Here is a 25,093-nt window from a genome sequence, read left to right as displayed (position 1 = left end):
CTCCCAACGGCGAGCTTCGATTCCTTTGAGGAAGGAAGGCTCGTGCGTCCCACTACAGCACTGCTCCCGGTCGTGCTGGCCGCCGCCCTCGGCGGCCTGGCCCTGCCGAAACCCGCCCTGGCCGTCGCCGGCCCCGCCCTGACCGTCGACGCCACCGCCGGTCGACACGCGATCAGCCCGTACATCTACGGGATGAGCTTCGCCGACGAGGCCCTGGCCCGCGACATCCGGCTGCCGGTGCACCGGTACGGCGGCAACCACACCACCCGCTACAACTTCCGCACCGACACCACCAACCGGGCCTCGGACTGGTACTTCGAGAACATCCCGAACGACAACCCGGACCCGGCCAGCCTGCCGAAGGGTTCGGAGACCGACCGGTTCGTCCAGCAGAACAAGGCCACCGGCACGCAGACCGTGATGACCGTCCCGATGCTCGGCTGGATCGCCAAGGACCGGGCCCGTTCCTGCGGCTTCAGCGTGGAGAAGTACGGCCCGCAGGAGTCGACCGATTACTGGGCGCCGGACTGCGGCAACGGGAAGAAGCCGGACGGCAGCCTGATCACCGGCAACGACCCGACGGACACCAGCGTCGCGGTCGGCCCGGAGTACATCACCGACTGGATCACCCACCTCAAGGGACAGTTCGGGTCGGCGGCCAACGGGGGTGTCCAGTTCTACGACCTGGACAACGAGCCGGACCTGTGGCACTCCACCCACCGCGACGTCCGCCCGGCCGGCCTCGGCTACGACGAACTGCGCGACCGCACCTACCAGTACGCTGCCGCGATCAAGGCTGCCGACCCGGGCGCGAAGACCCTCGGCCCGGTCGGCTGGGGGCTGAACTCGACCATCTTCTCCGGGCTCGACCAGGACGTCTGCAGTCGTACCGGATGCTGGGGGAACCCGCCGGACAAGGCCGCCCACGGCGGCCAGGACCTCGGCCCCTGGTACCTGGACCGGATGCGCGAGTACGAGGAGCAGCACGGTACCCGGATTCTCGACTACTTCGACATCCACCTCTACCCGCAGCAGTCCGGGGTGTTCGGCGACGCGGCCGGCGACGCGGCCACCCAGGCGCTGCGGCTGCGCTCCACCCGGCAGCTGTGGGATCCGACGTACGTGGACGAGAGCTGGATCAACCAGCCGGTGCGGTTCATCCCACGGCTGCGGGACATGGTCGACCAGCACTACCCGGGCACCAAGCTCGCGATCACCGAGTACAACTGGGGCGCCTACGGGTCCATGAACGGGGCGCTCGCCGAGGCGGATGTGCTGGGCATCTTCGGCCGCGAAGGGCTCGACATGGCCAACCTGTGGACCGCGCCGACGGCGGACCAGCCGGTGGCCAACGCCTTCCGGATCTACCGCAACTACGACGGCGCCGGGGGCGCGTTCGGCGAGACCTCCGTTCGCGCCACCAGCGCCGACCAGGGCAAACTGGCGGTGTACGCGGCCGAGCGCGCCAGCGACAAGGCGCTCACCCTGGTCGTGGTCAACAAGTCCGGCGATGACCTGACCACCCCGGTGTCCCTGGCCGGCGTCTCCGCCACCACCGCCCAGGTCTACCGCTACAGCGAGGCGAACCTCGCCGGGATCGTCCGTGCCGCCGACCAGGCCGTCACGCCGAGCGGGTTCACCGCCACCTTCCCGGCCAACTCGATCACGCATCTGGTGCTGCCGCCCGCCCCGAAGGGTGACTGCCAGGTGACCTACACGGTGCCGGGGGACTGGCCGGGCGGGTTCACCGCGCAGGTCGTCGTCGCCAACACCGGCACCACGCCGATCGACGGCTGGCAGCTCGGCTTCGACTTCCCGGCCGCCGGCCAGGAGGTCACCCACGGTTGGTCGGCGGACTGGCGGCAGGCGGGGGCGTCCGTGACGGCGGAGAGCCTGAGCTGGAACGCGCGGATCGAGCCGGGCGCTTCGGTCTTCCTCGGCTTCAACGGTGCCTGGAGCGGCTCGAACCCGGTCCCGACCGCCTTCACCCTCAACGGCCGGCGCTGCACCTGACCCGACCCGATCCAACCGGCGGGCCCGGGGCGCGGTGACGCCCCGGGCCCGCCGTCGTCATCGGTCAGCCCGGCAGCACCTTCTCGATGGCGGCGCGCAGCTCGGGGGAGTCCGGCGTGACCTGGGGGGCGAACCGGGCGGCGACCGTGCCGTCCGGCGCGATAAGGAACTTTTCGAAGTTCCACCGCACGTCGCCGGTGTGTCCCTCGGCATCCGCAGTGGACACCAGTTCGTCGTAGAGCGGGTGCCGACCCGGCCCGTTGACGTCGACCTTTTCCGTCAGCGGGAACGTCACCCCGTAGTTGACCTGGCAGAACTCCTCGATCTCGGCGGCCGTGCCGGGCTCCTGGCCGGCGAACTGGTTGCACGGCACCCCGAGCACGGTCAGGCCTCGGTCGGCGTAGGAGTCGGCGAGGGCCTGCAGGCCGGCGTACTGCGGGGTCAGGCCGCACCGGGAGGCCACGTTGACCACCAGCAGCGCGCGGCCGCGGTACCGCCCGAGCTCGACCGGGCCGCCGGAGAGGGCGTCGATCTTTACGTCGAAAACGCTCATGAGGCGAGGTTACGCACCGCGTGGGCCGCCCGGTGCGGGCCGGCAACAAATCGAAGCATCTACATCTTGACGAAGTGATGACGGCGTGAGTAGCGTCTCAGCAACTAATTAGGAAACTTTCCTAACCATTTGGGAGGCGCCGCATGAAGAGATCGCTCCGCCGGGCCCTCTGGGCCACCGGTGCCGTGGTCGCGCTGGCGATCGCGGCGGTACCGATGGCGACCGCGTCCGCCGCGGGCAGCGTGACCGCCACCTTCGCCAAGGTGCAGGACTGGGGGACCGGTCACGAGACGAAGGTGACTGTCACCAACGGCAGCAGCGCCAGCGTGGACACCTGGCGCATCGAGTTCGACCTGCCCGCCGGCACCACCATCAGCACCTTCTGGGACGCCGACGTCACCAGCAGCGGCAACCACTACGTCGCGGTGAAGAAGAGCTGGGCCGGCCCGCTCGCGCCGGGTGCCAGCTTCAGTTGGGGCTACAACGGCACCGGGGCGTACAAGGCGCCTTCGAACTGCACCGTCAACGGCGCGTCCTGCTCCGGCGGCGGCACCCCGCCGCCGACCACGGCCCCGCCGACGACCATCCGGCCCACCACGCCCCCGCCCACCACGGCTCCGCCGACGACGCCCCCGGCCACCACACCCCCGCCCAGCGGTGGCAAGAAGGTGGTCGGCTACTTCGCCGAGTGGGGCGTCTACGCCCGCAACTACCACGTCAAGAACATCCACACCAGCGGCTCCGCGGCCAAGCTCACCCACATCCTGTACGCCTTCGGCAACACCAGCGGCGGCCGGTGCAGCATCGGCGACAGCTACGCCGACTACGACAAGGCGTACACCGCGGCGGACAGCGTGGACGGCGTGGCGGACACCTGGGACCAGCCGCTGCGCGGCAGCTTCAACCAGCTCCGCAAGCTGAAGAAGATGTACCCCAACCTGAAGGTGCTCTGGTCCTTCGGTGGCTGGACCTGGTCGGCCGGCTTCACCCAGGCCGCGCAGAACCCGGCCGCGTTCGCCGACTCCTGCTACTCGCTGATCAAGGACCCGCGCTGGGCGGACGTCTTCGACGGCATCGACATCGACTGGGAATACCCGAACGCCTGCGGTCTGCAGTGCGACAGCAGTGGCCCGAACGCCTTCAAGAACGTGGTCAACGCGCTGCGGAGCAAGTTCGGCGCCAACTTCCTGGTCACCGCCGCGATCACCGCCGACGGCAGCAACGGCGGCAAGATCGACGCGGCCGACTACGCGGGCGCGGCCTCGAACCTCAACTGGCTGATGCCGATGACGTACGACTACTTCGGCGCCTTCAACCCGCAGGGCCCGACCGCGCCGCACTCGCCGCTGACCTCGTACACCGGCATCCCGCAGCAGGGCTTCTGGTCGGACGCGGCGATCCAGAAGCTCAAGTCGAAGGGGGTTCCCTCGGACAAGCTGCTGCTCGGCATCGGTTTCTACGGCCGCGGCTGGACCGGGGTCACCCAGTCCGCACCGGGCGGCACCGCCACCGGCCCGGCACCCGGCACCTACGAGCAGGGCATCGAGGACTACAAGGTGCTCAAGAACAGCTGCCCCGCCACCAGCACGATCGGCGGCACCGCGTACGCCAAGTGCGGCAGCAACTGGTGGGGCTACGACACCCCGTCGACCATCGGCGGAAAGATGACGTACGCGAAGAACCAGGGCCTCGGTGGCGCGTTCTTCTGGGAGCTCTCCGGTGACACCAGCAACGGCGAGCTGATCGGCGCCATCAAGGGCGGTCTCGGCTGAGCCGAGGGCCGACGCACCACCCACCCGGCGGGGAGGGGCCGCACCGGCCCCTCCCCGCCCGCCGTGCGCGCCGGCCCGGGATGTGTCGGTGGTCTCCCAACCACCGGAACCGTCCCCCTCGGCGACGGGTCGCGGCCACCGTCGCCGTACGCTTTCTCCCATGCGCCATGAGTGGCATCAGCTGAGTCACCCCGCGGTGGGCAGCCCACAACTGCGGACCAGTCGTCCGACCGCCGACTCCGCCGAGGACGCGGCCCTCGGCCTGGACCGATGGCGGGAGCTTCCCCGCGCGCAGACGCCGCCCTGGCCGAACATGGCCCAGGTCGCCGAGGTCTGCAAGGTGCTCGACACCGTTCCGTCCGTGGTCGCGCCCTACGAGGTCGACCAGCTTCGGCAGCGGCTCGCGCTGGTCTGCGAGGGCAAGGCGTTCCTGCTCCAGGGCGGTGACTGCGCGGAGACCTTCGCCGACAACACCGAGAGCCACCTGCTGGCCAACGCCCGCACCCTGCTTCAGATGGCGATCGTGCTGACGTACGGCGCGTCCCTGCCGGTGATCAAGGTCGCCCGGGTCGCCGGCCAGTACACCAAGCCCCGGTCCCTGCCGACCGACGCCCGTGGCCTCCCGGCCTACCGCGGCGACCTGATCAACTCGCTGGAGGCCACGCCGGAGGCCCGGGTCGCCGACCCGCAGCGCATGATCCGGGCGTACGCCAACTCGGCCGCCGCGATGAACATGCTCCGGGCGTATCTTGCCGGCGGCCTGGCCGACCTGCACGCGGTGCACGACTGGAACAAGGGCTTCGTCAAGCAGTCGCCGGCGGGCGAGCGCTACGAGGCCATCGCCCGGGAAATCGACCGGGCCATCGCCTTCATCCGCGCCTGCGGGATGACCCAGGACGAGGCGCTGCGCACCGTCACCCTCTACTGCTCCCACGAGGCCCTGGCGCTGGAGTACGACCGGGCGCTCACCCGGATCTCCGGCAACCGCGCGTACGGCCTGTCCGGGCACTTCCTCTGGATCGGCGAGCGGACCCGGCAGATCGACGGTGCGCACATCGACTTCATCTCCCGGATCGCCAACCCGATCGGCGTGAAGCTCGGCCCGACCACCACGCCCGACGAGGCCATCGAGCTCTGCGAGAAGCTCAACCCGGACAACATCCCCGGCCGGCTCACCCTGATCAGCCGGATGGGCAACCACCGGGTCCGCGACGCCCTGCCCCCGATCGTGGCCAAGGTCACCGCCGCCGGCGCCAAGGTGGTCTGGCAGTGCGACCCGATGCACGGCAACACCCACGAGTCCTCCAACGGCTACAAGACCCGGCACTTCGACCGGATCGTCGACGAGGTGCTCGGCTACTTCGAGGTACACCGCGGCCTGGAGACCCACCCCGGCGGCCTGCACGTCGAACTGACCGGCGAGGATGTCACCGAGTGCCTCGGCGGCGCCCAGGGCATCGAGGACCTCGACCTGCCCGACCGGTACGAAACCGCCTGTGACCCGCGACTGAACACCCAGCAGTCGCTGGAGTTGGCCTTCCTGGTAGCGGAGATGCTGCGTGGCTGATTTTGTTGATCTTCGTTCCGACACGGTGACCCGGCCGACGCCCGGGATGCGGGAGGCCATGGCCACCGCCGAGGTCGGCGACGACGTCTACGGCGAGGACCCGACCGTCACGGCGCTGGAGGCCGAGGTCGCCGCCCTCTTCGGGCACGAGGCGGCGCTGTTCGCTCCGAGCGGCTCGATGGCCAACCAGATCGCCCTTCAGCTGGTCGTGCCGCCCGGCGACGAGCTGCTCTGTGACGCCGACGCGCACGTCGTCACGTACGAGATCGGCGCGGCGGCCGCGTACGGCGGGATCTCGTCGCGGACCTGGCCGGCTGTCGGCGCGGAGATCGACCCGGACGTGGTGGCCGGGATGGTCCGGCCTGACGGCTACTTCGCGGTGCCGACCCGGGCGATCGCCGTCGAGCAGACCCACAACCGGGGCGGCGGCGGGGTGATCCCTCTCGCGACCCTGCGCGAGCTGCGCCGGGTCGCCGACGAGCACCGGCTCGCCCTGCACTGCGACGGTGCCCGGATCTGGCACGCGCACGTCGCCGACGGCGTGCCGCTGGCAGAGTACGGCGCGCTCTTCGACAGCTTGTCGGTCTGCCTCTCCAAGGGGCTCGGCGCGCCGGTCGGCTCCCTGGTGGTCGGCAGCGCCGAGAAGATCGCCCGGGCCCGGTTCATCCGCAAGCGGATGGGCGGCGGCCTGCGGCAGGTCGGCATTCTCGCCGCCGCCGGTCGGTACGCCCTCGCCCACCACGTCGAGCGTCTCGCCGAGGATCACGCCAAGGCGACCCGGCTGGCCGAGGCCGTCGCCCCGTTCGGGGTGCTCGCCACACCGGTGCGGACCAACATCGTTCCGCTCGACCTGACCAAGCACCCGCTCGACGCGAAGGCTCTGGCCGCCGCCGCCCGGGCGGAGGGTGTGCTGATCTCGGTGCTCGGCCCGCGTACCGCCCGCCTGGTCACCCACCTGGACGTTTCGGACGCCGCCGTCGACCGCGCCGCGCAGGTCCTCACCCACCTCCTCCGCGCCTAACCACCCCCCACCCTCCGCGCCGATCATGGAGTCGTGGTGCCCGGATCTGCCGTTTCACGGCTTCTGCGCACAACCACGACTCCATGATCGACGCGGGGATGCTGCCGCGCGTCTATGTACGGTTCGATTTTCGAGTTAGTTAGGGGTGGAGGCGTTTGAGGGTGGCGATGTCGGCGGCGTGGCCGAGGTGCTTCTCCGTCGGGGTCTCTACCAGGACCGGGACGCCTGCCGTGGCCGGGTGACGCATCAGCTCGGCGAACGCCGGCTCACCGATGCTGCCCTTGCCGATGTTCTCGTGCCGGTCCCGGGTGGAACCGCACAGGTCCTTCGAGTCGTTCGCGTGCACCAGCTTCAAGCGGTCCGCGCCAACGGCGGCGACCAGGGTGTCCAGCGTGGCGGTCATCCCGCCCTCGACGGCCAGGTCGTGGCCGGCGGCCCAGGCGTGGCAGGTGTCGAAGCAGACACCCATCATCGGGTGGCGGTCCACCGCGTCCAGGTAAGGGCCCAGGTGCTCCACCCGGGAGGCCAGCGACCGGCCGCCCCCGGCGCTCGGCTCGACCAGCAGCAGCGGCCCGCCGACGGCCGCCGCCTCGTCCAGCAGCGGCAGCAGGGCCTCGCGTACCTGCCGCATCGCCGTCTCGGCGTGCCCCGCGTCCACCGCGCTGCCGGCATGAAACACCACCCCCTCGGCGCCGATCGCCCGGCCCCGGCGCAACGCGTGCGCCAGGGTCTGCGCCGACCGCTCGACGGTGGCCGGCGTGGGGGAGCCGAGGTTCACCAGCAGCGAGGCGTGGATGAACACCGGCACCTCCCGCTCGGCGCAGCCGTGCCGGAACAGCGCGTCCTGCGCCGGGTCGCCCGCCGGCAGGGCCCAGCCGCGGGAGTTCGAGACGTAGACCTGCACCACCTCGGCGGCCGCCGCGTCGAGGTACGGCAGCGCCGCCTTCGCCAGGCCGCCCGAGGTGGGGGTGTGCGAGCCGACCCGCCGCCGCTCACTCCTCGCGCTCATAGGCACGTCACCGTGACTGGGGTGCCCGGCGGCACCGGCGTGCCCTCGCCCGGGTTCTGGAAGCGGGCCACCCCGTTGGGGTTGAACTGGAGGTTGGCCGGGAAGCCCTGGCCCTCCAGGAGCTGCTTGGCCTGATCGCAGGGCATGTCGATCACCCGGGGCACGGCCACCTGCGGCGGCCCCTTGCTGATCTCCAGCGTGACCTGAGCGCCCTTCTCCACGCCGGCGCCGTCGGCCGGGCTCTGCCCGAGAATCTCACCCTGCGGCTTGTCCGAGTCCTTGTACGACTCCACCAAGGTCAGCTCGAGCTGGCCGAGGATGCCCCGGGCCTCGTCGAGACTCTTGCCGACCAGGTTCGGCACGCTGATCGGGGCGCGGCCCTTGCTCAGCGTCACGGTCACCTTCGTGCCCGGCTTCACCATTGTGCCCACCTTCGGGTTCGTGGACAGCACGACCCCGTCCGGCAGCTCGTCGTCGTACTTGGCCGGGCCCTTGGCCACCACCAGCTTGGCGTCGGTCAGCTCCGTCCGCGCCAGCTCGAACTCCTTGCCGACCACGTCCGGCACCGGCAGCTGCTCCGGACCGAGCGACAGGGTCAACGTGATGGTGCCGCCCTTGACGATCCGCGCCGCGGCGGCCGGATCCTGCCGCAGGACGCCGTCCTTCGGCACCTTCTCGTCGTAGCGGGAGTCGACGTACTTCAGGGTGAAACCGCCCCGGGCGGCCCGCGCCTCCGCGTCGGCCTTCGTCAGGCTCACCAGCTGCGGGGCGACCGTGTAGCGGCCCACCCCGAACCACCAGCCGCCGATCGCGGCGACCAGGCCGAGCACCACGGCCGACGCGGCCACCGCCAGGCGGCCACGTGGCGAACCCATCACCCGGGCGCGCAGCGCGGCCAGCCCGCCGGCTCGATCGTCTGCGGGGGCGGCCCGGCGGCGGTGCGGGCGCTGCCCGCCGCTCTCGGGCAGCCGCGCCCAGGCGGGACGCTCGGCGGGGCGGACCGCCGCCACCACCATGGTGGGCTGGGCCACCGGTGCGATCTCGTGGCCCATCGTGGGCAGCAGCGTGGTGTGCGAGTTGGGGTTGCCCAGATCGTCCCGAGCCACCTGCACCTGGGCCAGCAGCGCACCGGCGTCGGCGGGCCGGGCGCCCGGGTCCCGTCGGGTGGCCCGGCCGACCAGGTCGTCGAGAATCTTCGGCAGGCTCGGCACCAGGATCGACGGGGCGGGCACGTCCCGGTCGACGTGCTGCCACGCGACGTCCACCGGGCGGTCGCCGTCGTACGGCACCCGGCCGGTGAGCATCTCGAACAGCACGATGCCGGCCGAGTAGACGTCGGTACGCGGGTCCGCGTGACCCGCAGTTACCAGCTCCGGGGCCACGTACGCCACGGTGGCCATCAGCTGGTTGCCGCTCTCCTCCTCGGCGCTCGCCTCGACCGCGCGGGCCAGCCCGAAATCGGCCACCTTGACCACGCTGTCCACCAGGTTGAAGGTGCCGCCGGTGGGCGCCTCGGCAACCAGCACGTTCTCCGGCTTGACGTCGCGGTGCACCAGGCCGGCCCGATGGGCGGCGGCGATCGCGGCGAGCATCTGCTCGGCGATCGCGAGGGCCTCGTCCGGGTTGAGCCGGCGCCGCTCGGCGAGGACGTCGCGCAGGGTGCGACCCCGGACGTACTCCATCACCAGGTACGGGAGGCCGCCGTGGGTGCCCTGGTCGTAGACCGCCACCACGTTGGGGTGGGTCAGCCGGGCGATGGTCTTCGCTTCGTCGGTGAACCGCTCGACGAAGCCGGCCATCCGGGACCGGGCCTCGGGGGCCTGCGTCGGATGAATGATCTTGACCGCCACGGTGCGTTCGAGGCGCTCGTCGGTGGCGGTGTACACGGTCGCCATTCCGCCACGGGCCACGCGACCGCGAATGCGGTAGCGCCCGTCGATCAGCGAGCCCAGCAACGTGTCGGCGACCTGTGTGTCCATCGGCAGGCAGTCTATGTGTCCAAGGGGTGAAGGTTGAACAGGATGCTACAGCCGGGGGTTGGCGCCGGCGGGTCCGACAAGCGGGTGGCGGGACGGGGGGTGCCGGTGCCCGGGCCGACGAGGGCGTGGCAGGGTGGTCGGGTGACCGATTCCGTACCCGCCGACGCGGCCGCCACCGGCGCCGACCTGCCCGGACCGGCCGACCCGGCCGGCTGGCTGACCCTGCCGGACGTGGCCGAGCGCCTCGACCTGTCGATCAGCAAGGTGCACCAGATGATCCGGGACCGGGAGTTGATCGCGGTACGCCGGGACGGCGTGCGCCGCGTTCCGGCCGACCTGGTGGCCAACAGCACCGTGCTCAAACACCTGCCCGGCGTGCTGAACCTGCTCGCCGACGCCGGGTACGACGACGAGGAGGTGCTGCGCTGGCTCTACGAGGAGGATCCCACCCTCCCCGGCACGCCGGCCGCGGCCCTCGGCGGCGACCGGGCCCGCGAGATCAAACGCCGCGCCCAAGCCCTCGGCTTCTAACCCGCCCCGCCTCCTCTCTGTCTCGTTGATCATGAGGTTGGCGGCGGTCTTGGAGATCAACTTCGCCGTCAACCTCATGATCGCCCCCGGGGTGGGGTGGGGGTTAGTCGGTGCGGTGGGTGGCGGCTATGGCCAGGTCGACCAGGGATTGGCGGGCCTCGGTGTCCAGGTCGACCCCGGTGAGCGCGGCGAGCGCGCCCTCGGTCAACGTCGCGATCCGCCGCTCGGTACGCTCCAACGCCCCACTGGCCGTGATCAGCTCGCGCAGCCGGGTCACCCCGTCCACGTCCAGACCCGGATCGCCGAGGCCGCGAAGCAGCAGCTCACGGCCGGCCTCGTCGACCCCCTCCAGGGCGGTCGCCACCAGGTACGTCCGCTTGCCCTCGCGCAGGTCGTCGCCGGCCGGCTTGCCGGTGCGCTCCGGGTCCCCGAAAACGCCCAGCACGTCGTCGCGGAGCTGGAACGCCTCGCCCAGCGGCAACCCGTACGCCGAGTACGCCGCGTGCACCTCGGGCGAAGCGTCGGCCAGCGCGGCGCCCAGCAGCAGCGGGCGCTCGACCGTGTACTTCGCCGACTTGTAGCGGGCCACCTTGCCGGCCCGCTCCCGGGAGGTGTCCCCGGTCACCTGGGTCAACACGTCGAGGTACTGCCCGACGGTCACCTCGGTGCGCATCTCGTCGAAAACCGGGCGGGCCCGGGCCACCGTACGCGGGTCGAGGCCGGCGGAGTGCAACAGCTCGTCCGACCAGACCAGGCAGAGGTCGCCGAGGAGGATCGCCGCCGCGTCGCCGAATCCGTCCGGGTCGCCGCCCCAGCCGGCCGCGCGGTGCCGAGCCGCGAAGCGCCGGTGCACCGCCGGCTCGCCGCGCCGGGTGTCCGAGCGGTCCATCAGGTCGTCGTGCATCAGGGCACTGGCCTGCACGAACTCCAGCGCGGCGAGGGCAGCCACCACCTGGTCTGAGTCGACGCCCCCGGCACCCCGGTATCCCCAGTACGCGAACGCCGGGCGCAGCCGCTTTCCACCCCCCAGCACGAACGCCTCGATCGCCTCGGCGACCGGTGCCAGGCCGTCGTCGACCGCGGTCAGCCAGCCGCGCTGGCCGGCGAGGAAATCGGTGAGGGCCTTGTCGATCCGCTGGCGCAGGCCGGCACGGTCGACGGGGGAGACAGGAGCAGCGTGGGTCACGCCACGACGCTAGCCGGTCCCCGCCGGACGTGTCGTCCCGCCATGTCGGTCCGCCGGGCTGGGCATCGGGATCCCGCCGCTGCGGACCCGCCCGCCGCACCCGTCGGCGGGTACGGGCGGGCCACGGCGAGCAGGCCGGCGTTCCGGCGGGCCGCCGGCTCGTCGCGGTGCGCGGCCAACCGGCGACGTACCGCGGTGAGCTGGCCGACCGCCCGGGGCGAGCCGGACCGGACGACGTCGGCGGCTGTGCGCGACGGCCTCGGCGAGCAGCTCACCCGGCACTCCGAGGACCGTCGCGAGCCAGCCTGCCCAGAAGTCGCCGGGCAACCGGCGCTGCCGCTCCCACCGGGAGATCTCGTGTCGGGTCAGCGTCGGCACGCCGGAGGCGGCGCAGAGCTCCGCGGCGACCCGCTGCTGGCTCCAGCCGCGCGTGGACCGCAGCTCGGCCAGGAGCGGCCCGAGCGGCCGTGGCTCGGACGGCGGGAACGAGGTCATCGGTACTCCCGAGGCGTCGGCGCGGGTGACAGCGCGGACGCCCGGCAGTGCCGGACCGACGCGCCGCCGATCGTGCTGACCCCCGCGCGGGCCCCCCGGGGCCGGCCACCGGCGGCCCCACCGCGCTGCCCCCGTTCCTACCCCCGGGGTACGACGTTCTTCGCCCGTGCTCGCAAGCTGGGAAGATCCTGGGCACATCGCAACGCCCCGGTTACAGTCAGTCCGTGGCGCTCGGTCTTCCCTCGGTTCTCCCCAATCCGCAACCGGCCATCGGGGAGCTGATCCGTGGCGGCCGGCCGACCTTCTCGTTCGAGTTCTTCCCGCCCAAGACGGCGCAGGGGGAGCGCCTGCTCTGGCAGGCCATCCGCGAGCTGGAGCCGCTGCGTCCCTCGTTCGTCTCGATCACCTACGGCGCGGGCGGCTCGACCCGGGACACCACGGTCTCGGTGACCGAGCGGATCGCCACCGAAACCACCCTGCTGCCGATGGCACACCTGACCGCGGTCAACCACTCGGTCGCCGAGCTGCGCCATGTCATCGGCCGGCTGGCCTCCGTCGGCGTCCGCAACGTGCTGGCCGTGCGCGGCGACCCGCCGGGCAATCCCGGCGGCGAGTGGGTCCGGCACCCCGACGGCGTGCGATACGCCGAGGAGCTGGTCCGGCTGGTCCGCGACGCCGGCGACTTCAACGTCGGGGTCGCCGCCTTCCCCTACAAGCATCCGCGCTCGCCCGACGTGGCCAGCGACACGAAATACTTCGTCCGCAAGTGCCAGGCGGGTGCCGCGTTCGCCATCACCCAGATGTTCTTCGACGCCGACGACTACCTGCGCCTGCGGGACCGGGTAGCGGCGGTCGGCTGCGACACCCCGATCCTGGCCGGCGTGATGCCGGTGACCCAGATGGGCACCATCGAGCGGTCCGTGCAGCTCTCCGGCGCCCCGTTCCCGCCCGCGCTGGCGGAGCGGTTCGCCCGGGTCGCCGACGACCCGGAGGCGGTCCGCCGGCTCGGCGTCGAGCAGGCCAGCGAGATGTGCGCGCGGCTGCTGGACGAAGGCGTGCCGGGGATCCACTTCATCACCCTCAACCGTTCCACGGCCACCCGCGAGGTGTGGCAGCACCTGCGGGCCGGCGCGCGGGTGTGACCAGCGGCCCCACGACACCCGGGTCGCCTTCTACGGTTGAGCCGTGGTGGGCACACAGCTGAACTGGGACCAGTACGCGACCGCGTGGGCGCGGCTGCACGGCGGGTTCGATCCCCGGGCCGCCGCGCCGGTGGTCCGCGCCTGGCTGCGCTTCGCCTACCACCTCGGATACGTCCTGGGCCGGCTCCGGGTCGGCCCGACCCCGGTGACCGTGTTCGGGGTGCTGCTCTGCGTCTGCGTACCGCTGCTGGTCGGGCGGCCGGGCGACGGACCGTTCCTCGGCGCGTTGTTCGTGCTGCTTGCCTCGGTGGCGGATAGCGTCGACGGGGCGGTGGCGGTGGTCACCAACCGCACCACCCGCCTCGGCTACGTCTACGACTCGGTCGCCGACCGGCTCGGCGAGGTCGCCTGGCTGATCGCGTTCTGGCTGCTCGGCGCGCCGGGTGCGCTGGTCGCTGCAGCCGGTGGCCTCTCCTGGCTGCACGAGTACGTCCGGGCCCGGGCGATCGCCGCCGGCATGCGCGAGATCGGTGCGGTGACGGTGGGGGAGCGGCCCACTCGGGTCTGCGTGGCCCTGGGCGGGCTGCTGGTCGCCGGGCTCACCGGGCTGATCGACACCGAGGTGATCGCCGGCACGATCACGATGGCCGCCACGGTCTGGGTGCTGCTGGCCGGCTTCGGCCTCGGACAGCTCATCTCCGCCGTCCGCCGCGCCCTGATCAACGCCCGCTGACCTGGCGCGGGGGTTGGGCGTGTTAATAAGGGGCCCCTGCTCTACCGCAGGCGTTAACAGGGGGCCCCTCCTTTTACCAGGCGGGGCCGACGGCGGCGGCGACGTTCTCCGCCGAGAGGGTGACCATGGGGAGGCCGCCGCCGGGGTGGCTGGAGCCGCCGACCAGCCAGAGCCCGTGCGCCGGGCCCCGGTTGGCCGGGCGGAGCAGGCCGCCCGCCGTGCCGTAGATGGCCCCGCCGGGCGCGCCGGTCGCCGCGTCCAGGTCGGCCGGCGTACGGATCTCGCGGAACATCAGCCGATCCCGGACGTCCACGCCCCGCTCGGCGAGCACGTCGAGGATCCGGTCGGCGTACGCCTCGGCCAGCCCTGGCCGCCGCCAGTCGACGGCGCCCGCGGCGGTGCCGTGGCGGGCGGCGTTGACCAGCACGAACCACGCCTCGTGCCCGTCGGGGCGGACCGCCGGGTCGGCGGCCACGGTGACGAAGACCGTCGGGTCGAGCGCCGGCCGGGCCCGCACCCCCCGCCCCGGGTCGCCGAAGACCGCGTCGAACTCGGCGTCGTAGTCGTCGGGGAAGAAGACGGTGTGGTGCGCCAGCCCCGAGTCGCCGCGTACGCCGAGCAGCAGCACGAAACCGGCCAGGCTGCGGTCGGTGAGCCCGGCCAGCCGGCGCGGGGTGGGCAGCAGGTCACGGTAGAGGGTGAGCGCGTCCACGTTGGCCACCACCACGTCGGCGGGAACGGGAGCGGCGACCCCGGCGAGGCGTACCCCGTGCACCCGGCCGCCGGCCGCGTCGATCCGGGTGACCGCGGTGCCGGTCCGCACCACCACGCCGAGGTCCAGGCAGCGGGACAGCAGCGCGTCGGCGAGGGTGCCCAGCCCGCCGCGCGGATACCAGCCGCCGTAGGTCAGCTCGGCGTACGGGACGGCGACCAGCGCGGCCGGGGCCCGGCGCGGGTCGGCGCCGGTGTAGGTGGCGTACCGGTCGAGCAGCATCCGCAGCCGCGGGTCGGACAGGTGACGACGGCCGAGGCCGCGCAGGGTGCGGCCGGGGCCGATCGCGGCCAGGTCACCGAGCCGCCAGGCCAGCGCGGCCAGGTCCCGGGGGGAGTCGATCGTGCGGCGCAGGACGTCCCGGTGCGATGCCGCCCAGACCCGGCCGGCCCGCCGCCAGAGCCGCTGCCAGTCGGCGGCGGCCCGGTCGCCGAACGCCGCGCCGATCCGGGCGGCGAACTCGGCCGGGTCGGCGCAGGAGTCGAGGGTGGGGCCGCCGCCGGGGAAGACGTGCCGGACGATCGGGTCCAGCGGCACCAGGTCGACGTATTCGTCGAGTTTCGCGCCGGTCGCCTCGAACAGGTCGTGGAAGACCTGCGGCAGGGTGAGCAGGCTCGGCCCGGTGTCGAAGTGGTAGGTCCCCTCGGGGGTGTCGTGGACGTGTCGGCCGAGCTTGCCGCCGACCGTGTCGGCCCGCTCGAAGACGGTGACCTCGTGCCCGGTGACCGCCAGCCGGGCGGCGGCGGCCAGCCCGCCCACGCCGGCGCCGATGACCACGATCCGCGCCATGCCGCGCCCCCCTCCTAGCTGACCGGGCGCCCCCGCCAGCTCAGCCGGCGTCGCCTCCGCAGATGGTACGACCGGAATGTCAGCCAACCGAGGAACACGACCGACACGGGGTGGGCCAGCGCGTCGGGCCAGGCTCGCCCGCCGGTGGCCCGCGCCGTGACCATCCGCCCGGCGACGCCCAGCAGGTAGGCCAGGAACGCGAGCCCGGCGGCCGCCGGCCCGCCGGTGGCCAACGCCCCCACGGCGATCAGCGGGGGCGCGGTGAACAGCAGGAGCAGCAGGGCCACCACCACGGCCGCGGCACTCGGGTGCCCGAACGAGGCCCAGAGCGACTTGGTGTAGCCGTCACGCAGCTGCGGCCAGCTCTCGTACATCCGGCAGGCGGCCAGCCCGGAGCCGTCGGCCAGGGCGATCCGGCCGCCCGCGCGCTTCACCGCCCGGGCCAGCTCGATGTCCTCCAGGACCTTGTCGGCCACCGCCGCGTGCCCGCCGGCCCGCAGGTAGCCGGCCCGGTCCAGCACCAGGAACTGCCCGCCCGCCGCCGCCAGCGACGGCCTCGGTGAGCGTTCCATCGCGCGTAGCGGCAGGAAGGTCAGCCACAGCCACTGCAGCAGCGGCTGCACCAGCCGGTCGCCCGCCGTCCGCACCACGATCCGGGGGTACGGCGACAGCAGCGTGGCCTCCGCCGCGCGCAGTTCGGTCACCGCCGCCGCGACGGCGTACGGGGTGAGCACCACGTCGGCGTCGACGAAGGCCAGCACGGTCGGGGCGGGGCCGGGTCGGGTGGCGAGCTGCCAGCAGGCGTGCGGCTTGCCCAGCCAGCCCGGGGGCGGGGCGACCCCGGTGAGCAGGGTGACCCGGGGGTCGTCGCCGGCCACCGCGCGGACCACCTCGGCGGTACCGTCGGTCGAGCCGTCGTCGAGCGCCACGATGCGCAGGTCGGGCACTCCGCGCTGGGCCAGCAGCGCGCGCAGGCACGGCGTCACCCGGTCGGCCTCGTCACGCAGCGGCAGCAGCACGGCCACCGTCTCGGTCACCTCCACCGGCCCGGCAGCGGGGCGGCGTAGCCAGCGGGTGGCGTTGACCCAGCTGTGCAGGGTGCTCGCGGCGACCAGGGCGACCAGGGCGACCAGGGCGACTACGGCGATCATGTCGTCGCGTCGATGCTCAGCGCCGGCTCGGCCGGCCCACGGTCGTCGCGGGCGTGGCGGCTGGCGCGCAGCAGCGCCACCGCCAGCGGCGCGGCGGCCACCGCCATGCCGATCCCGCCCCAGACCGCCGAGGCCGGCAGCCGGAGGAAGACCGCGTGCGCCAGCACGCTGGCGGCGTACGTCCACAGGTAGAGCGCGAACATCGGCGCGTCCCGCCGGTCGGTGCGGTCGACGGCCGGCCCGGCGAGCGGGCGCAGCGCCGCCGCCAGCACCACCGCGAAGAGCAGCCAGCCGAGGTAGTTGCTGGCCGGTACGCCGGGCAGCCCGGGCAGGGCCGGGGCGGCGTCCCGCCACCGCCAGTAGCCCTCGGCCACCATCTGCGGGTCGAGGAAGAGATCCCAGGCGGCCAGCCCGACCGCGGCCAGCGCGATCCGGCCGGCGTGCCGGCGGCGGGCGCCGACGGCCGGGGTGGCGGTGAGTCGAACCGCGGTGAGCCAGGCCGGCCAGGCCATCCAGGTCCAGGCGAGGGGGATGATCAGCGGCACTCCGGCCAGCTTCGGGCCCAGCTGCCCGGAATAGTCGTAGCTGCCGAACGGGAAGCCGGTGGCCACCCCGAGCGCCTCCACGGCGAACCCGCCACCGGTGGCCACCGCGACCAGCGCGAGCGCGGTGCGCGTACCCCGGGTGAGCAGCGCGTGGGTGACGGAGAGCAGGCAGCCGAGCACGACGGTGGCCGTCGTCAGCCCGGCCCGGGTGGTGCCGGCGGTGAGCGGGTAGCAGATCTGGGCGAGGACCAGGACGACCAGCAGTGCCCAGGGCAGCCGGCGGATCACGGCGTGGTCGCCGCCGGAGGTGCGGCGGCCGGTGGGGGCAGCGGCAGGTCCCGGCCGAGCACGCCGAACGGCCGTTCGTCACCGGGGAAGTGGAAGTCGCGCAGGAGGTCGACGAAGCCGAACCGGCGGTACAGCCGCCAGGCCCGGGACTTCTGCTCGTCGGCCTCCGGGGTGGAGAGCAGCGCGGTGGTCCCCTCCGCCATGGTCAGCAGGGCGCGGAGCTGGCCGGCGCCGAGGCCGTGCCCCTGCGCGGGCGGGCGGACATGCAGCTCCACCACTTCGAAGGGGTGGGTCAGCCAGCGCTGCCGGGCCTCGGCGTCCAGCGCCCGGTGCACCTGGTCGTGCCACCACTGCCCGGCGCCGCCGAGGTAGCCGTAGCCGAAGCCGGCCAGGTGCCCCTCGCTGGTGAGGCTGGCCACGGCGCGGAAGCCGGGGCGGCGGACGTGGGTGGCGATGTAGCCCCGCCGGGCACCCAGCAGGTCGGCGCGGTAGCCCATCGCCTCGCCGTAGACGGCCACCACGTCGTCCAGCCGCCGGACCAGGTCGTCCGGTGTCCACCGCACCAACCTCATGCGCGTCCTCTCGCCGATTCCGGGTCGCCCTCGGCGACCCATCCCAGCACCGCGCGGTCGCCGATCACGTCGCACACCGCGAACCGCGCGAACAGCTCCTCCGCGTACCACCCCTCGGTGGCGGTGCGCGTGATCGCGGCGCGGTGCTCCGGGTGACGGTACGCGAACGCGACCAGGTCTGCCGGGTCGCGCCACACACTCACCGTGCCCTGCCAGCCCAGCGGCGCCTCGCCGACGCCGAACCGGGCGAGCAGCCCGGGCGCGGCGTGCAGGGCCGCGGCGACCGGCGGGACGGCCCGCCAGAAGGTGACCGCCCGGCGGGCCCGCAGCCGGGCCCGGGTCAGCGCCAGCACCGGGCCGGTGACCCGGCTGTCGGTGGCCTTGACCGTGGCCTGGGCGACCGGCGGTGTGTCCGTGCTGCCGGCCGGCTTGGTGCTGCCGGCCGGCTCGCCGAAGGGCCGGTGGCCGGACCACTCGCCCCGGCTGGTCAGCGGGCGCAGCTCCAGCCGGACCGAGGAGCGGGCGATCCGGGCCCAGGATCGGCCGACCGGCGAGGCGTCGAAGCCGGCCGCCGCGGCCGGGGAGTCCCAGGCCACCAGGGCGGCCCACCGGGTCAGGTCGGCGTCGCCGGGGCCGAAGCCGGTGCCCGTCCCGGTGCCGAGCAGCTTGCCGAACTGTACGCCGGGGGTCCGGCGCAGCCGTCGTGGGTGGACGGCCATCCGGGCCAGCGCCCGAGGGACCGCCGGCCGGGAGATCCGCCACACGTGCAGCGTGACGAGCCCGGGTGTGGGGCTCACGCCACCTCGGCCGGGGTGCCGGCGGTGATCCGCAGCAGCTCCGCGTAGGTGCTGGGGAAGACCGCCCGGGGCACGCCGCCGGCCGCCCACACCTCGTCGTACGCCGCCAGGGCGGTGTCGACCAGGGTGCGCAGCGGCTGGGGGTGACCGACCGGGGCGACCCCGCCGATCACCTGCCCGGTGTGCCGCTTGACGAACTCCGGGGTGGCCCGGCGCAGCCGGGTGACCCCGATGGACGCGGCCAGGCCGGCGGTGTCCACCCGGTGCGCGCCGGAGGTGAGCACGAGCAGCGGCGCGTCGTCCGCGTCGAAGATGAGTGAGTTGGCGATGGCGCCCACGTCGACGCCGAGCGCCTCGGCCGCCGCGGCGGCGGTGTGCACCGCCTCGGGCAGCACCCGGACCTGGCTCGCCGCGCCGGAGCCGTCCCGCGCGCCCGCGTCGTCGAGCGCGCGCTGCACCGCCTGCACGTTCGGATGGACCGCCTGCACGTCTGGCTGTGACTGCATGCCGCTCATTCTGCTTCCCGCCCCGATTCCCGCCACACCCACCCGGGCGAGGCGCGGGGCGGGGTGGTTCGCCCACCCGTAGTAGACAGTGTCTACGGATCTCTGGTAGACAGCTGCCATGGATCAGTCGAACGTCGGGCTCCGGGCTCGCCTGGTCGCGACCGGCGTCGACCTGGTGGCCCGGCAGGGGGCGGACGGGCTCTCCCTGCGGGAGATCGCCCGCCAGGCCGGGGTGTCGCACGGGGCCCCTCGCCGGCATTTCCCGACGCACCAGGCGCTGTTGGCCGCCATCGCTCGGGAGGGCTACCGGGACCTCGGCCGCCGGGTGGATGAACTGCTCGCCGACGGCGACCAGGACCCGTACCACCTTCTGCTCGCGCTGAGCCGGAGGTACCTGGAGTTCGCCCAGGGAAATCGGGGCATGTTCGAGTTGATGTTCCGGCACGACCTGCTGCGGGGTAACCAGATGGGCCTGCGGGAGGCCAGCGTGCCGCTGTTCGAGGTCCTCGTCGACCTGGTCGCCCGCGCCCGCCCCGCCCGGCCTGGCGGGCCACCGGCCGCAGTGGTCGCCGGTGCCCTCTGGGCCAACCTGCACGGCCTGGCCCAGCTCCGGCTCTGGGAGAGCCTGCAGTTGGTGACCGGGGTCGACGAGGCCGAACCGTTGCTGCGCGCCGCGCTGGACGCCCATCTCGGGCCCCGCGACCACTGAAAGCGAGGACTGCCAGTGCTGGTGCAGGCGATCGTACGACGAGTGATCGCACCACTCGCCCGGCTGGTCTACCGGCCGGTCGTCGAGGGGCGCGAAAATGTGCCGGAACGCGGGCCGGTGATCCTGGCGGCCAACCACCTCTCCTTTCTCGACAGCGTCGTGATCCCCCTGCTGGCACCCCGGCCGGTGGCCTTCCTGGCCAAGGCCGAATACTTCCGGCGGCCCGGGTTTCGGGGCTGGCTGATCCGGACCTGCCTCACCGGGGTCGACGCCGTACCGGTGCCTCGGGGTGGCCACCGGGCCGCCCAGGAGTCGTTGGAGGTCGCGCTCGGCGTCCTCGCCGCCGGGCGGGCGTTCGGCATCCACCCGGAGGGCAGCCGGTCCCGGGACGGGCGGCTCTACCGGGGGCGTACCGGCGTGGCGTGGCTCGCGCTCGCCTCCGGGGCGCCGGTCGTCCCGGTCGCCGTGGCCGGCACCGACCGGATCCAGCCCGTCGGCGCCCGGCTGCCCCGGATCGGGCGGATCACCGTACGGTTCGGCACCCCGCTGCACTTCACGCCGCCGTCGGGCAGCGTCGGTCAGGCCCGGCGGGCGGTCACCGACGAGATCATGGCGGCGATCCAGGAACTGTCCGGCCAGGAACTGGCCGAGAGCTACAACGAGCTTTCCGCCACCACCACCGGGTGACCGCCGGCGCGGGCGGTGATGAGGGCCTGGATGCCGTCGAGGATGCGGGCGAGGCCGAAGTCGAGGGCCTGGTCGCCGTCGCCCCGGGCCGAGCGCAGGGCGGCGGTGAGCGCCGGGAAGCGCTCCTCCCGGCCCCGCAGCAGCGCGGCGAATCCAGCCTCCTGGCTCAGCCCTGGGGCGTCGGTGGGGGGCGCGTGCTGAGCCAGGTTGCGGGCGTGCCCGATCAGCAGCACTGCGACGTCGAGCTGCTCGTCGCCGGTCAGCCCGGTGTCGGTGAGGGCGGTGACGACCCGTTCCAGCCAGGCCAGCTCGTTCGGGCCGGGTAGTCGGGGGCCGACGGTCACCGCGTGCGCCCACGGGTGCCGACGGAACCGGTCGAACAGCTGCCGGGCCCAGTCGTCGAGCTGACTGCGCCAGTCGGCGCCCTCCGGCGGCGGGGGCGGTTCGCCCATCGCCGCCTCCAGCATCAGGGCGACCAGTTCGGCCTTGCCGGGCACGTACCGGTAGAGCGCCATCTTGGTGACGTCCAACGATTCGGCGACCCGTTGCATGGTCAGCCCGTCGAGCCCTTCGGCGTCGGCGATGGTGATGCCGGCCCGGGCGATCGCGGCCAGCGTCAGGGTGGGGCGGGGCCCGCGGCGGGGTTCGCGGGGCGTACCCCACAGCAGTTCGTACAGCCGCCGCTGGTCCGCGTCACCGGTCTCCACGATGTCCCTCTTGTCCTCGGACCAAAATTGTGTCTACCGTACTCTGTATCCGTTGGACACAGTTTCTATCTCGGGGGAAATCATGTCTCTTCCACTGCACGGCTCGCGCGTGCTCGTCTCCGGCGCCGGCGTGGCCGGCCCGGCGGTGGCCTGGTGGCTGGCCCGCTACGGCGCCGAGGTCACCGTCGTCGAGGCCGCCCCGGCGCTGCGGACCAGCGGCTTCGCGGTCGACTTCCGCGGGCCGACCCATCTCGGCGTGCTGGCCGCCATGGGTGTGCTCGACGAGCTGCGCGCGGTGCAGACCCACGCCGGCGCGATGAGCCGGGTGGACGAACACGGCCGGGAGATCTTCCGGCTGCCGGCCGAGTTCGCCGGCGGCGAGCTGGAGGTGCTCCGCCGGGACCTGTCCCGGATCCTGTACGAGCAGGGCGCCGACCGGGTCGAGTACCGGTTCGGCGACCGGATCACCGCGCTCACCGAGACGGCCGACGGGGTGCACGTCGAGCTGGCCCGGGGCGGCTCCCGCACCGTCGACCTGGTGGTCGGCGCGGACGGGCTGCACTCCGGGGTGCGCCGGCTCGTGCACGGCCCGGAGTCGGCGTACGTCACCCACCTCGGCTACCACCTGGCCGGCTGGGACCTCCCCAACGAGCACGGCTTCGACACCGTCCCCCGGCAGTACAACGTGCCCGGGCGGATGGCCAGCGTCGCCGCCGACCAGCGCGACCCGGGCCGGGCGGGTGCCTTCGTCGTCTTCGCCTCGCCCCGGCTGGACCACGACCGGCTCGACCTCGACCGGCAGAAGGCGTTGATCGCCGACGCCTTCGCCGGGCTGGGCTGGCACGTGCCGCACCTGCTCGCCGGCCTGCGCGCCGCGCCGGAGCTCTACTTCGACGCGATCTGCCGGGTCCGGCTGCCCCGCTGGCACACCGGCCGGACCGTGTTGCTCGGCGACGCGGCGTGGGGGGTGACCCTCGGCGGGATGGGGGTCGGCACCGGCCTGGTCGGGGCGTACGTGCTCGCCGGCGAGCTGGCCGTGGCCGGCGGGGACCCCCGGGTGGCGCTGCCCGCGTACGAGCGGCGAATGCGCGGGTACGCGTCCCGCTGGCAGCGCGGCGCCAACCCCGGCCACTTCCTCGCCCCGGCCAGCGGGTGGGGCCTGTGGCTACGCGACCGGCTGCTGTCCCGTCGTGCGGTCCAGACCATGCTGGTGCGCAGCACCGGCTCGCTGGCCACCGACGCCGGCCTGCCCGACTACGCGGTGCAGGCGTGAGCAACCCGGGCGCCCGGCCAGTTCGGGGTGGCCCGTTCAGTTCAGGTGCGCCGCGTCGATCGCGGACTGGAGGGATTCGCGGTAGCCCTCGCTGGTGACGGTCGCGCCGGAGACGGTGTCGATCTGGGCGCTCTGCGCGGCCAGCGCCTCCTGCCGCAGGATCGGCACCGCGTAGTTGTTGATCTCCCGGTCCCGGCGGTTGCCGGTCGGCACCCGCACGGCCTGGACGTCGGTGATCTTCCTGCCGGAGACGGTGATCTTCACCTGCACCGGTCCCCACCGGGTCTGCGCCACCGACCCGGTGACTGTGCCGTCGGACGACGAGCCGTCGGACGACGAGCCGGAGTTGGCGGCGATGGCACCGCTCTCCCCGCCCGGGCCCATGGTGCTGGTCCTGTAGCTGAACAGCAGCACCACCGCGGCCACGGTGGAGAGCAGCCAGAGGGTGATCCGGCGCACGGATCCTCCTTTCGCGCCTGTTACCAGGCGAAGCGTTCGTGGTGGACGTGCGCGTCGGGCACGCCGGCGGCGCGGGCGGCGGCGCGGGCGGCGTCGACCCAGCCGTCCGGGCCGCAGAGGAAGACGTCGTGCGCGGCGATGTCGGGGGAGAGTCGCCGCAGCGCCTCCGCGTCGGACCACCCTTCGGCGTACGCCGGCAGCCAGGACGGGCGCCGCGCCCGCGGGCCGACCAGGTGGTGCACGACGAGCCCGCGCTCCGCGACGAGCTGATCCAGCTCCGCCCGGAAGGCCAGGTCCGCAGGTGTACGCGCGCGGTAGAGCAGCACCGCCTCGCCGGGGGCGTACGGCAGCTCCCAGAGCAGCGCCAGCAGTGGGGTGATGCCGACCCCGCAGGCGAGCATGGTGATCCCGCCGCCGCGCCAGTGCTGCCCGGTCAGCCGCCCGTACGGCCCCTCGACCAGCACCTTCGTGCCGGGGCGCAGGGCGGCTATCCGGGCGCTGCCGTCGCCGAGGTCCTTGACGGTGATCCGCATCAGGTCTCCGTTCGGCGGCGCCGACAGCGAGTACGGGTGCGCCCGGGACCAGCCGGGGCCGTCCAGGAATCGCCAGAGCAGGAACTGTCCGGCTCGGGCGGGCAGCCGGTGCAGGTCGCGCCCGCGCAGCCAGACCGAGGTGACCCCGGGCGCCTCGGGGACCACCGCGGCCACCTCGATCCGGTGCCGCAGCGAGCGCCAGGCGGGCAGCCCGAGCCGGTAGACCAGCACGCTGGCCAGCGCCAGCAGGTAGACCGTCCACCAGTAGGCGCGGGCCGCCGCCGAGCCGACGAAGTCGGCGCCGGTCCAGAGCTGGTGCGGCAGCGCCAGCGCGACGCCGAGGTACGCGTACAGGTGCAGCAGGTGCCAGGACTCGTAGCGCAGCCGGCGTCGGGCCGCGCGGACCGAGGTCACCACCACCAGCACCAGCAGCGCCAGCGCCGCGGTGGCCAGCAGCATCCCGGGGTACGTGACGACCAGGTCCCAGGTCTCGGCCAGCACGCCCTGCCGGGCGGTGCCGGCGTACCCGAGGGTGGTCAGCACCACGTGGGCGAGCAGCAGGTGGAAGGAGGTGAAGCCGGCGAGCCGGTGCCAGTGGGCGATCCGGTCCTGGCCGAAGCGCCGCTCGATCAGCGGTACCCGGGCCATCAGCACCACCTGGATGAGCATCAGGTCGGCGCTGATCAGGCCGGCGAGCCGGCCGAGCGAGGTGAGACCGGTGGCGGGGCCGGCCAGCAGCTCCTGCCCGCCGCGGTCGGCGGTCCAGAGGGCGGTGACGACCAACAGGCTGAGCACCGCGGCGCTGACGGCGACGTCGGCCCACCAGGCGGGAGCCGCCGGCGGGGTGCGGCGCACGGCCCGTCGGTCGGCGACGACGGCGGTCACCGGGTGGTCGCGGCGGTGCGGCTGACGGCGGTCATGATGCCAACCTTGGACCGGGGAACTAGGGACTTCCTTTGCTGACCCTGTGTGACAGCTGAGAGTTTTTCGGCCTGTGGCGTGTCGGTGTCGACACGCCGGGTCGGGTCGCGCGTTGCATTTTCGCCGGCGGGGAGGTGTACTGTCACGGTAGTTAGAACGAGTGTTCGATTCGATCGTACGCTCGTTCTAACGTCCCGAGGGTGGTGTTTCGCGGCGCCGGCCTCGGGGAGGTGCGGTTCCGCGGACCGCACCGGGCTTCCGGACAGTCGCGAGTCCGGGCCCGTCAGGCAGGATCGTCGCCCGCCGCCCACGACCCCCGCGGCGAAGTTGGTGATCGGCGTGTGCCGGCGCGTCAGCGCGCGCGGCCGGCCCTTGGTCCAGAG

24 protein-coding genes are annotated in these 25,093 nt (G+C 73.4%); 10 read left to right on the top strand and 14 right to left on the bottom strand.

The genetic code is table 11. The features are described from left to right. Positions 1–42 precede the first annotated feature (42 nt). Positions 43–2,013: a glycoside hydrolase family 44 protein gene (locus ABZ671_RS23020; RefSeq protein ID WP_357861594.1), complete on the top strand. Its 1,971-nt coding sequence runs from the start codon at positions 43–45 to the stop codon at positions 2,011–2,013. A gap of 64 nt (positions 2,014–2,077) precedes the next feature. On the opposite strand, the gene ABZ671_RS23015 is transcribed toward ABZ671_RS23020, so the two are convergent. Beyond that, positions 2,078–2,566 carry a glutathione peroxidase gene (locus tag ABZ671_RS23015; protein WP_357861592.1) on the bottom strand — a complete coding sequence of 163 codons (489 nt, stop codon included), beginning with the start codon at positions 2,564–2,566 and terminating at the stop codon, positions 2,078–2,080. 143 nt (positions 2,567–2,709) lie between these two features. Here ABZ671_RS23015 and ABZ671_RS23010 point away from each other — a divergent pair, with 143 nt between their 5' ends. The 3 genes from ABZ671_RS23010 (at position 2,710) to ABZ671_RS23000 (ending at position 6,926) form a co-directional block, all read left to right on the top strand. Then, a complete protein-coding gene (locus ABZ671_RS23010; protein WP_357861590.1) occupies positions 2,710–4,338 on the top strand; it encodes a glycosyl hydrolase family 18 protein in 1,629 nt (542 codons plus the stop codon). A gap of 160 nt (positions 4,339–4,498) precedes the next feature. Continuing rightward, entirely contained in the window at positions 4,499–5,905 is a 1,407-nt protein-coding gene (locus ABZ671_RS23005; protein WP_357861588.1) for a class II 3-deoxy-7-phosphoheptulonate synthase, read from the top strand. Next, positions 5,898–6,926, top strand: a complete 1,029-nt coding sequence (locus ABZ671_RS23000; protein ID WP_357861586.1) for a GntG family PLP-dependent aldolase — start codon at positions 5,898–5,900, stop codon at positions 6,924–6,926. The genes ABZ671_RS23005 and ABZ671_RS23000 overlap by 8 nt, the downstream gene beginning before the upstream one ends. A gap of 139 nt (positions 6,927–7,065) precedes the next feature. Here ABZ671_RS23000 and ABZ671_RS22995 read toward each other — a convergent pair whose 3' ends face one another. Both ABZ671_RS22995 and pknB read right to left on the bottom strand, forming a co-directional pair. Next, complete coding sequence (locus ABZ671_RS22995; protein WP_357861584.1) at positions 7,066–7,935, bottom strand: deoxyribonuclease IV; 870 nt, start codon at positions 7,933–7,935, stop codon at positions 7,066–7,068. Beyond that, positions 7,932–9,914: a Stk1 family PASTA domain-containing Ser/Thr kinase gene (gene pknB, locus ABZ671_RS22990; RefSeq protein WP_357861582.1), complete on the bottom strand. Its 1,983-nt coding sequence runs from the start codon at positions 9,912–9,914 to the stop codon at positions 7,932–7,934. Before pknB ends, ABZ671_RS22995 begins: the two co-directional genes overlap by 4 nt. A 141-nt stretch (positions 9,915–10,055) precedes the next feature. Here pknB and ABZ671_RS22985 point away from each other — a divergent pair, with 141 nt between their 5' ends. Next, positions 10,056–10,445, top strand: coding sequence for an Rv2175c family DNA-binding protein (locus ABZ671_RS22985; protein WP_357861580.1), 390 nt, complete (start codon positions 10,056–10,058; stop codon positions 10,443–10,445). A gap of 103 nt (positions 10,446–10,548) precedes the next feature. Here ABZ671_RS22985 and ABZ671_RS22980 read toward each other — a convergent pair whose 3' ends face one another. Further along, positions 10,549–11,631, bottom strand: coding sequence for a polyprenyl synthetase family protein (locus ABZ671_RS22980; RefSeq protein WP_357861578.1), 1,083 nt, complete (start codon positions 11,629–11,631; stop codon positions 10,549–10,551). Between the two features lie 9 nt (positions 11,632–11,640). After that, entirely contained in the window at positions 11,641–12,126 is a 486-nt protein-coding gene (locus tag ABZ671_RS22975) for a helix-turn-helix transcriptional regulator (protein ID WP_357861576.1), read from the bottom strand. A gap of 224 nt (positions 12,127–12,350) precedes the next feature. Here ABZ671_RS22975 and metF point away from each other — a divergent pair, with 224 nt between their 5' ends. Further along, positions 12,351–13,268, top strand: coding sequence for a methylenetetrahydrofolate reductase [NAD(P)H] (gene metF, locus ABZ671_RS22970; protein ID WP_357861574.1), 918 nt, complete (start codon positions 12,351–12,353; stop codon positions 13,266–13,268). A gap of 43 nt (positions 13,269–13,311) precedes the next feature. Further along, positions 13,312–14,001 carry a CDP-alcohol phosphatidyltransferase family protein gene (locus tag ABZ671_RS22965; RefSeq protein WP_357861572.1) on the top strand — a complete coding sequence of 230 codons (690 nt, stop codon included), beginning with the start codon at positions 13,312–13,314 and terminating at the stop codon, positions 13,999–14,001. 73 nt (positions 14,002–14,074) lie between these two features. On the opposite strand, the gene crtI is transcribed toward ABZ671_RS22965, so the two are convergent. Genes crtI through ABZ671_RS22935 form a run of 6 tightly spaced genes read right to left on the bottom strand, consistent with a single transcriptional unit; the run spans position 14,075 to position 19,421 of the window. Beyond that, complete coding sequence (gene crtI / locus ABZ671_RS22960) at positions 14,075–15,562, bottom strand: phytoene desaturase family protein (RefSeq protein WP_357861570.1); 1,488 nt, start codon at positions 15,560–15,562, stop codon at positions 14,075–14,077. A 14-nt stretch (positions 15,563–15,576) separates the two neighbouring features. Further along, complete coding sequence (locus ABZ671_RS22955) at positions 15,577–16,713, bottom strand: glycosyltransferase family 2 protein (RefSeq protein WP_357861568.1); 1,137 nt, start codon at positions 16,711–16,713, stop codon at positions 15,577–15,579. Next, a complete protein-coding gene (locus ABZ671_RS22950; protein ID WP_357861566.1) occupies positions 16,710–17,546 on the bottom strand; it encodes a carotenoid biosynthesis protein in 837 nt (278 codons plus the stop codon). Before ABZ671_RS22950 ends, ABZ671_RS22955 begins: the two co-directional genes overlap by 4 nt. Then, positions 17,543–18,118, bottom strand: a complete 576-nt coding sequence (locus ABZ671_RS22945; RefSeq protein WP_357861564.1) for a GNAT family N-acetyltransferase — start codon at positions 18,116–18,118, stop codon at positions 17,543–17,545. The genes ABZ671_RS22950 and ABZ671_RS22945 overlap by 4 nt, the downstream gene beginning before the upstream one ends. After that, positions 18,115–18,915, bottom strand: coding sequence for a monooxygenase (locus tag ABZ671_RS22940; RefSeq protein WP_357861562.1), 801 nt, complete (start codon positions 18,913–18,915; stop codon positions 18,115–18,117). Before ABZ671_RS22940 ends, ABZ671_RS22945 begins: the two co-directional genes overlap by 4 nt. Then, complete coding sequence (locus tag ABZ671_RS22935; RefSeq protein ID WP_357861560.1) at positions 18,912–19,421, bottom strand: YbaK/EbsC family protein; 510 nt, start codon at positions 19,419–19,421, stop codon at positions 18,912–18,914. Before ABZ671_RS22935 ends, ABZ671_RS22940 begins: the two co-directional genes overlap by 4 nt. Before the next feature lie 118 nt (positions 19,422–19,539). Here ABZ671_RS22935 and ABZ671_RS22930 point away from each other — a divergent pair, with 118 nt between their 5' ends. Together ABZ671_RS22930 and ABZ671_RS22925 are read left to right on the top strand one after the other, a co-directional pair. Next, positions 19,540–20,130, top strand: coding sequence for a TetR/AcrR family transcriptional regulator (locus ABZ671_RS22930; RefSeq protein ID WP_357861558.1), 591 nt, complete (start codon positions 19,540–19,542; stop codon positions 20,128–20,130). 42 nt (positions 20,131–20,172) lie between these two features. Continuing rightward, the gene (locus ABZ671_RS22925) at positions 20,173–20,817 is read left to right on the top strand and encodes a lysophospholipid acyltransferase family protein (protein WP_357861556.1); all 645 of its coding nucleotides are present in this window, start codon (positions 20,173–20,175) and stop codon (positions 20,815–20,817) included. On the opposite strand, the gene ABZ671_RS22920 is transcribed toward ABZ671_RS22925, so the two are convergent. Next, positions 20,784–21,524: a TetR/AcrR family transcriptional regulator C-terminal domain-containing protein gene (locus ABZ671_RS22920; RefSeq protein WP_357861554.1), complete on the bottom strand. Its 741-nt coding sequence runs from the start codon at positions 21,522–21,524 to the stop codon at positions 20,784–20,786. The genes ABZ671_RS22925 and ABZ671_RS22920 overlap by 34 nt on opposite strands. 82 nt (positions 21,525–21,606) lie before the next feature. Here ABZ671_RS22920 and ABZ671_RS22915 point away from each other — a divergent pair, with 82 nt between their 5' ends. After that, a complete protein-coding gene (locus ABZ671_RS22915) occupies positions 21,607–22,797 on the top strand; it encodes an FAD-dependent monooxygenase (protein ID WP_357861552.1) in 1,191 nt (396 codons plus the stop codon). 36 nt (positions 22,798–22,833) lie between these two features. Here the strand turns inward: ABZ671_RS22915 and ABZ671_RS22910 are convergent, their stop codons facing one another. Both ABZ671_RS22910 and ABZ671_RS22905 read right to left on the bottom strand, forming a co-directional pair. Beyond that, positions 22,834–23,256, bottom strand: a complete 423-nt coding sequence (locus ABZ671_RS22910; RefSeq protein WP_357861550.1) for an FMN-binding protein — start codon at positions 23,254–23,256, stop codon at positions 22,834–22,836. Between the two features lie 20 nt (positions 23,257–23,276). Beyond that, positions 23,277–24,674 carry a ferredoxin reductase family protein gene (locus ABZ671_RS22905; RefSeq protein WP_357861548.1) on the bottom strand — a complete coding sequence of 466 codons (1,398 nt, stop codon included), beginning with the start codon at positions 24,672–24,674 and terminating at the stop codon, positions 23,277–23,279. Positions 24,675–25,093: the final 419 nt, after the last annotated feature.

This window comes from Micromonospora sp. NPDC006766 (assembly GCF_040636055.1).
GTDB lineage: Bacteria > Actinomycetota > Actinomycetes > Mycobacteriales > Micromonosporaceae > Micromonospora.
This window is presented reverse-complemented; position numbering and strand designations above follow the sequence as displayed.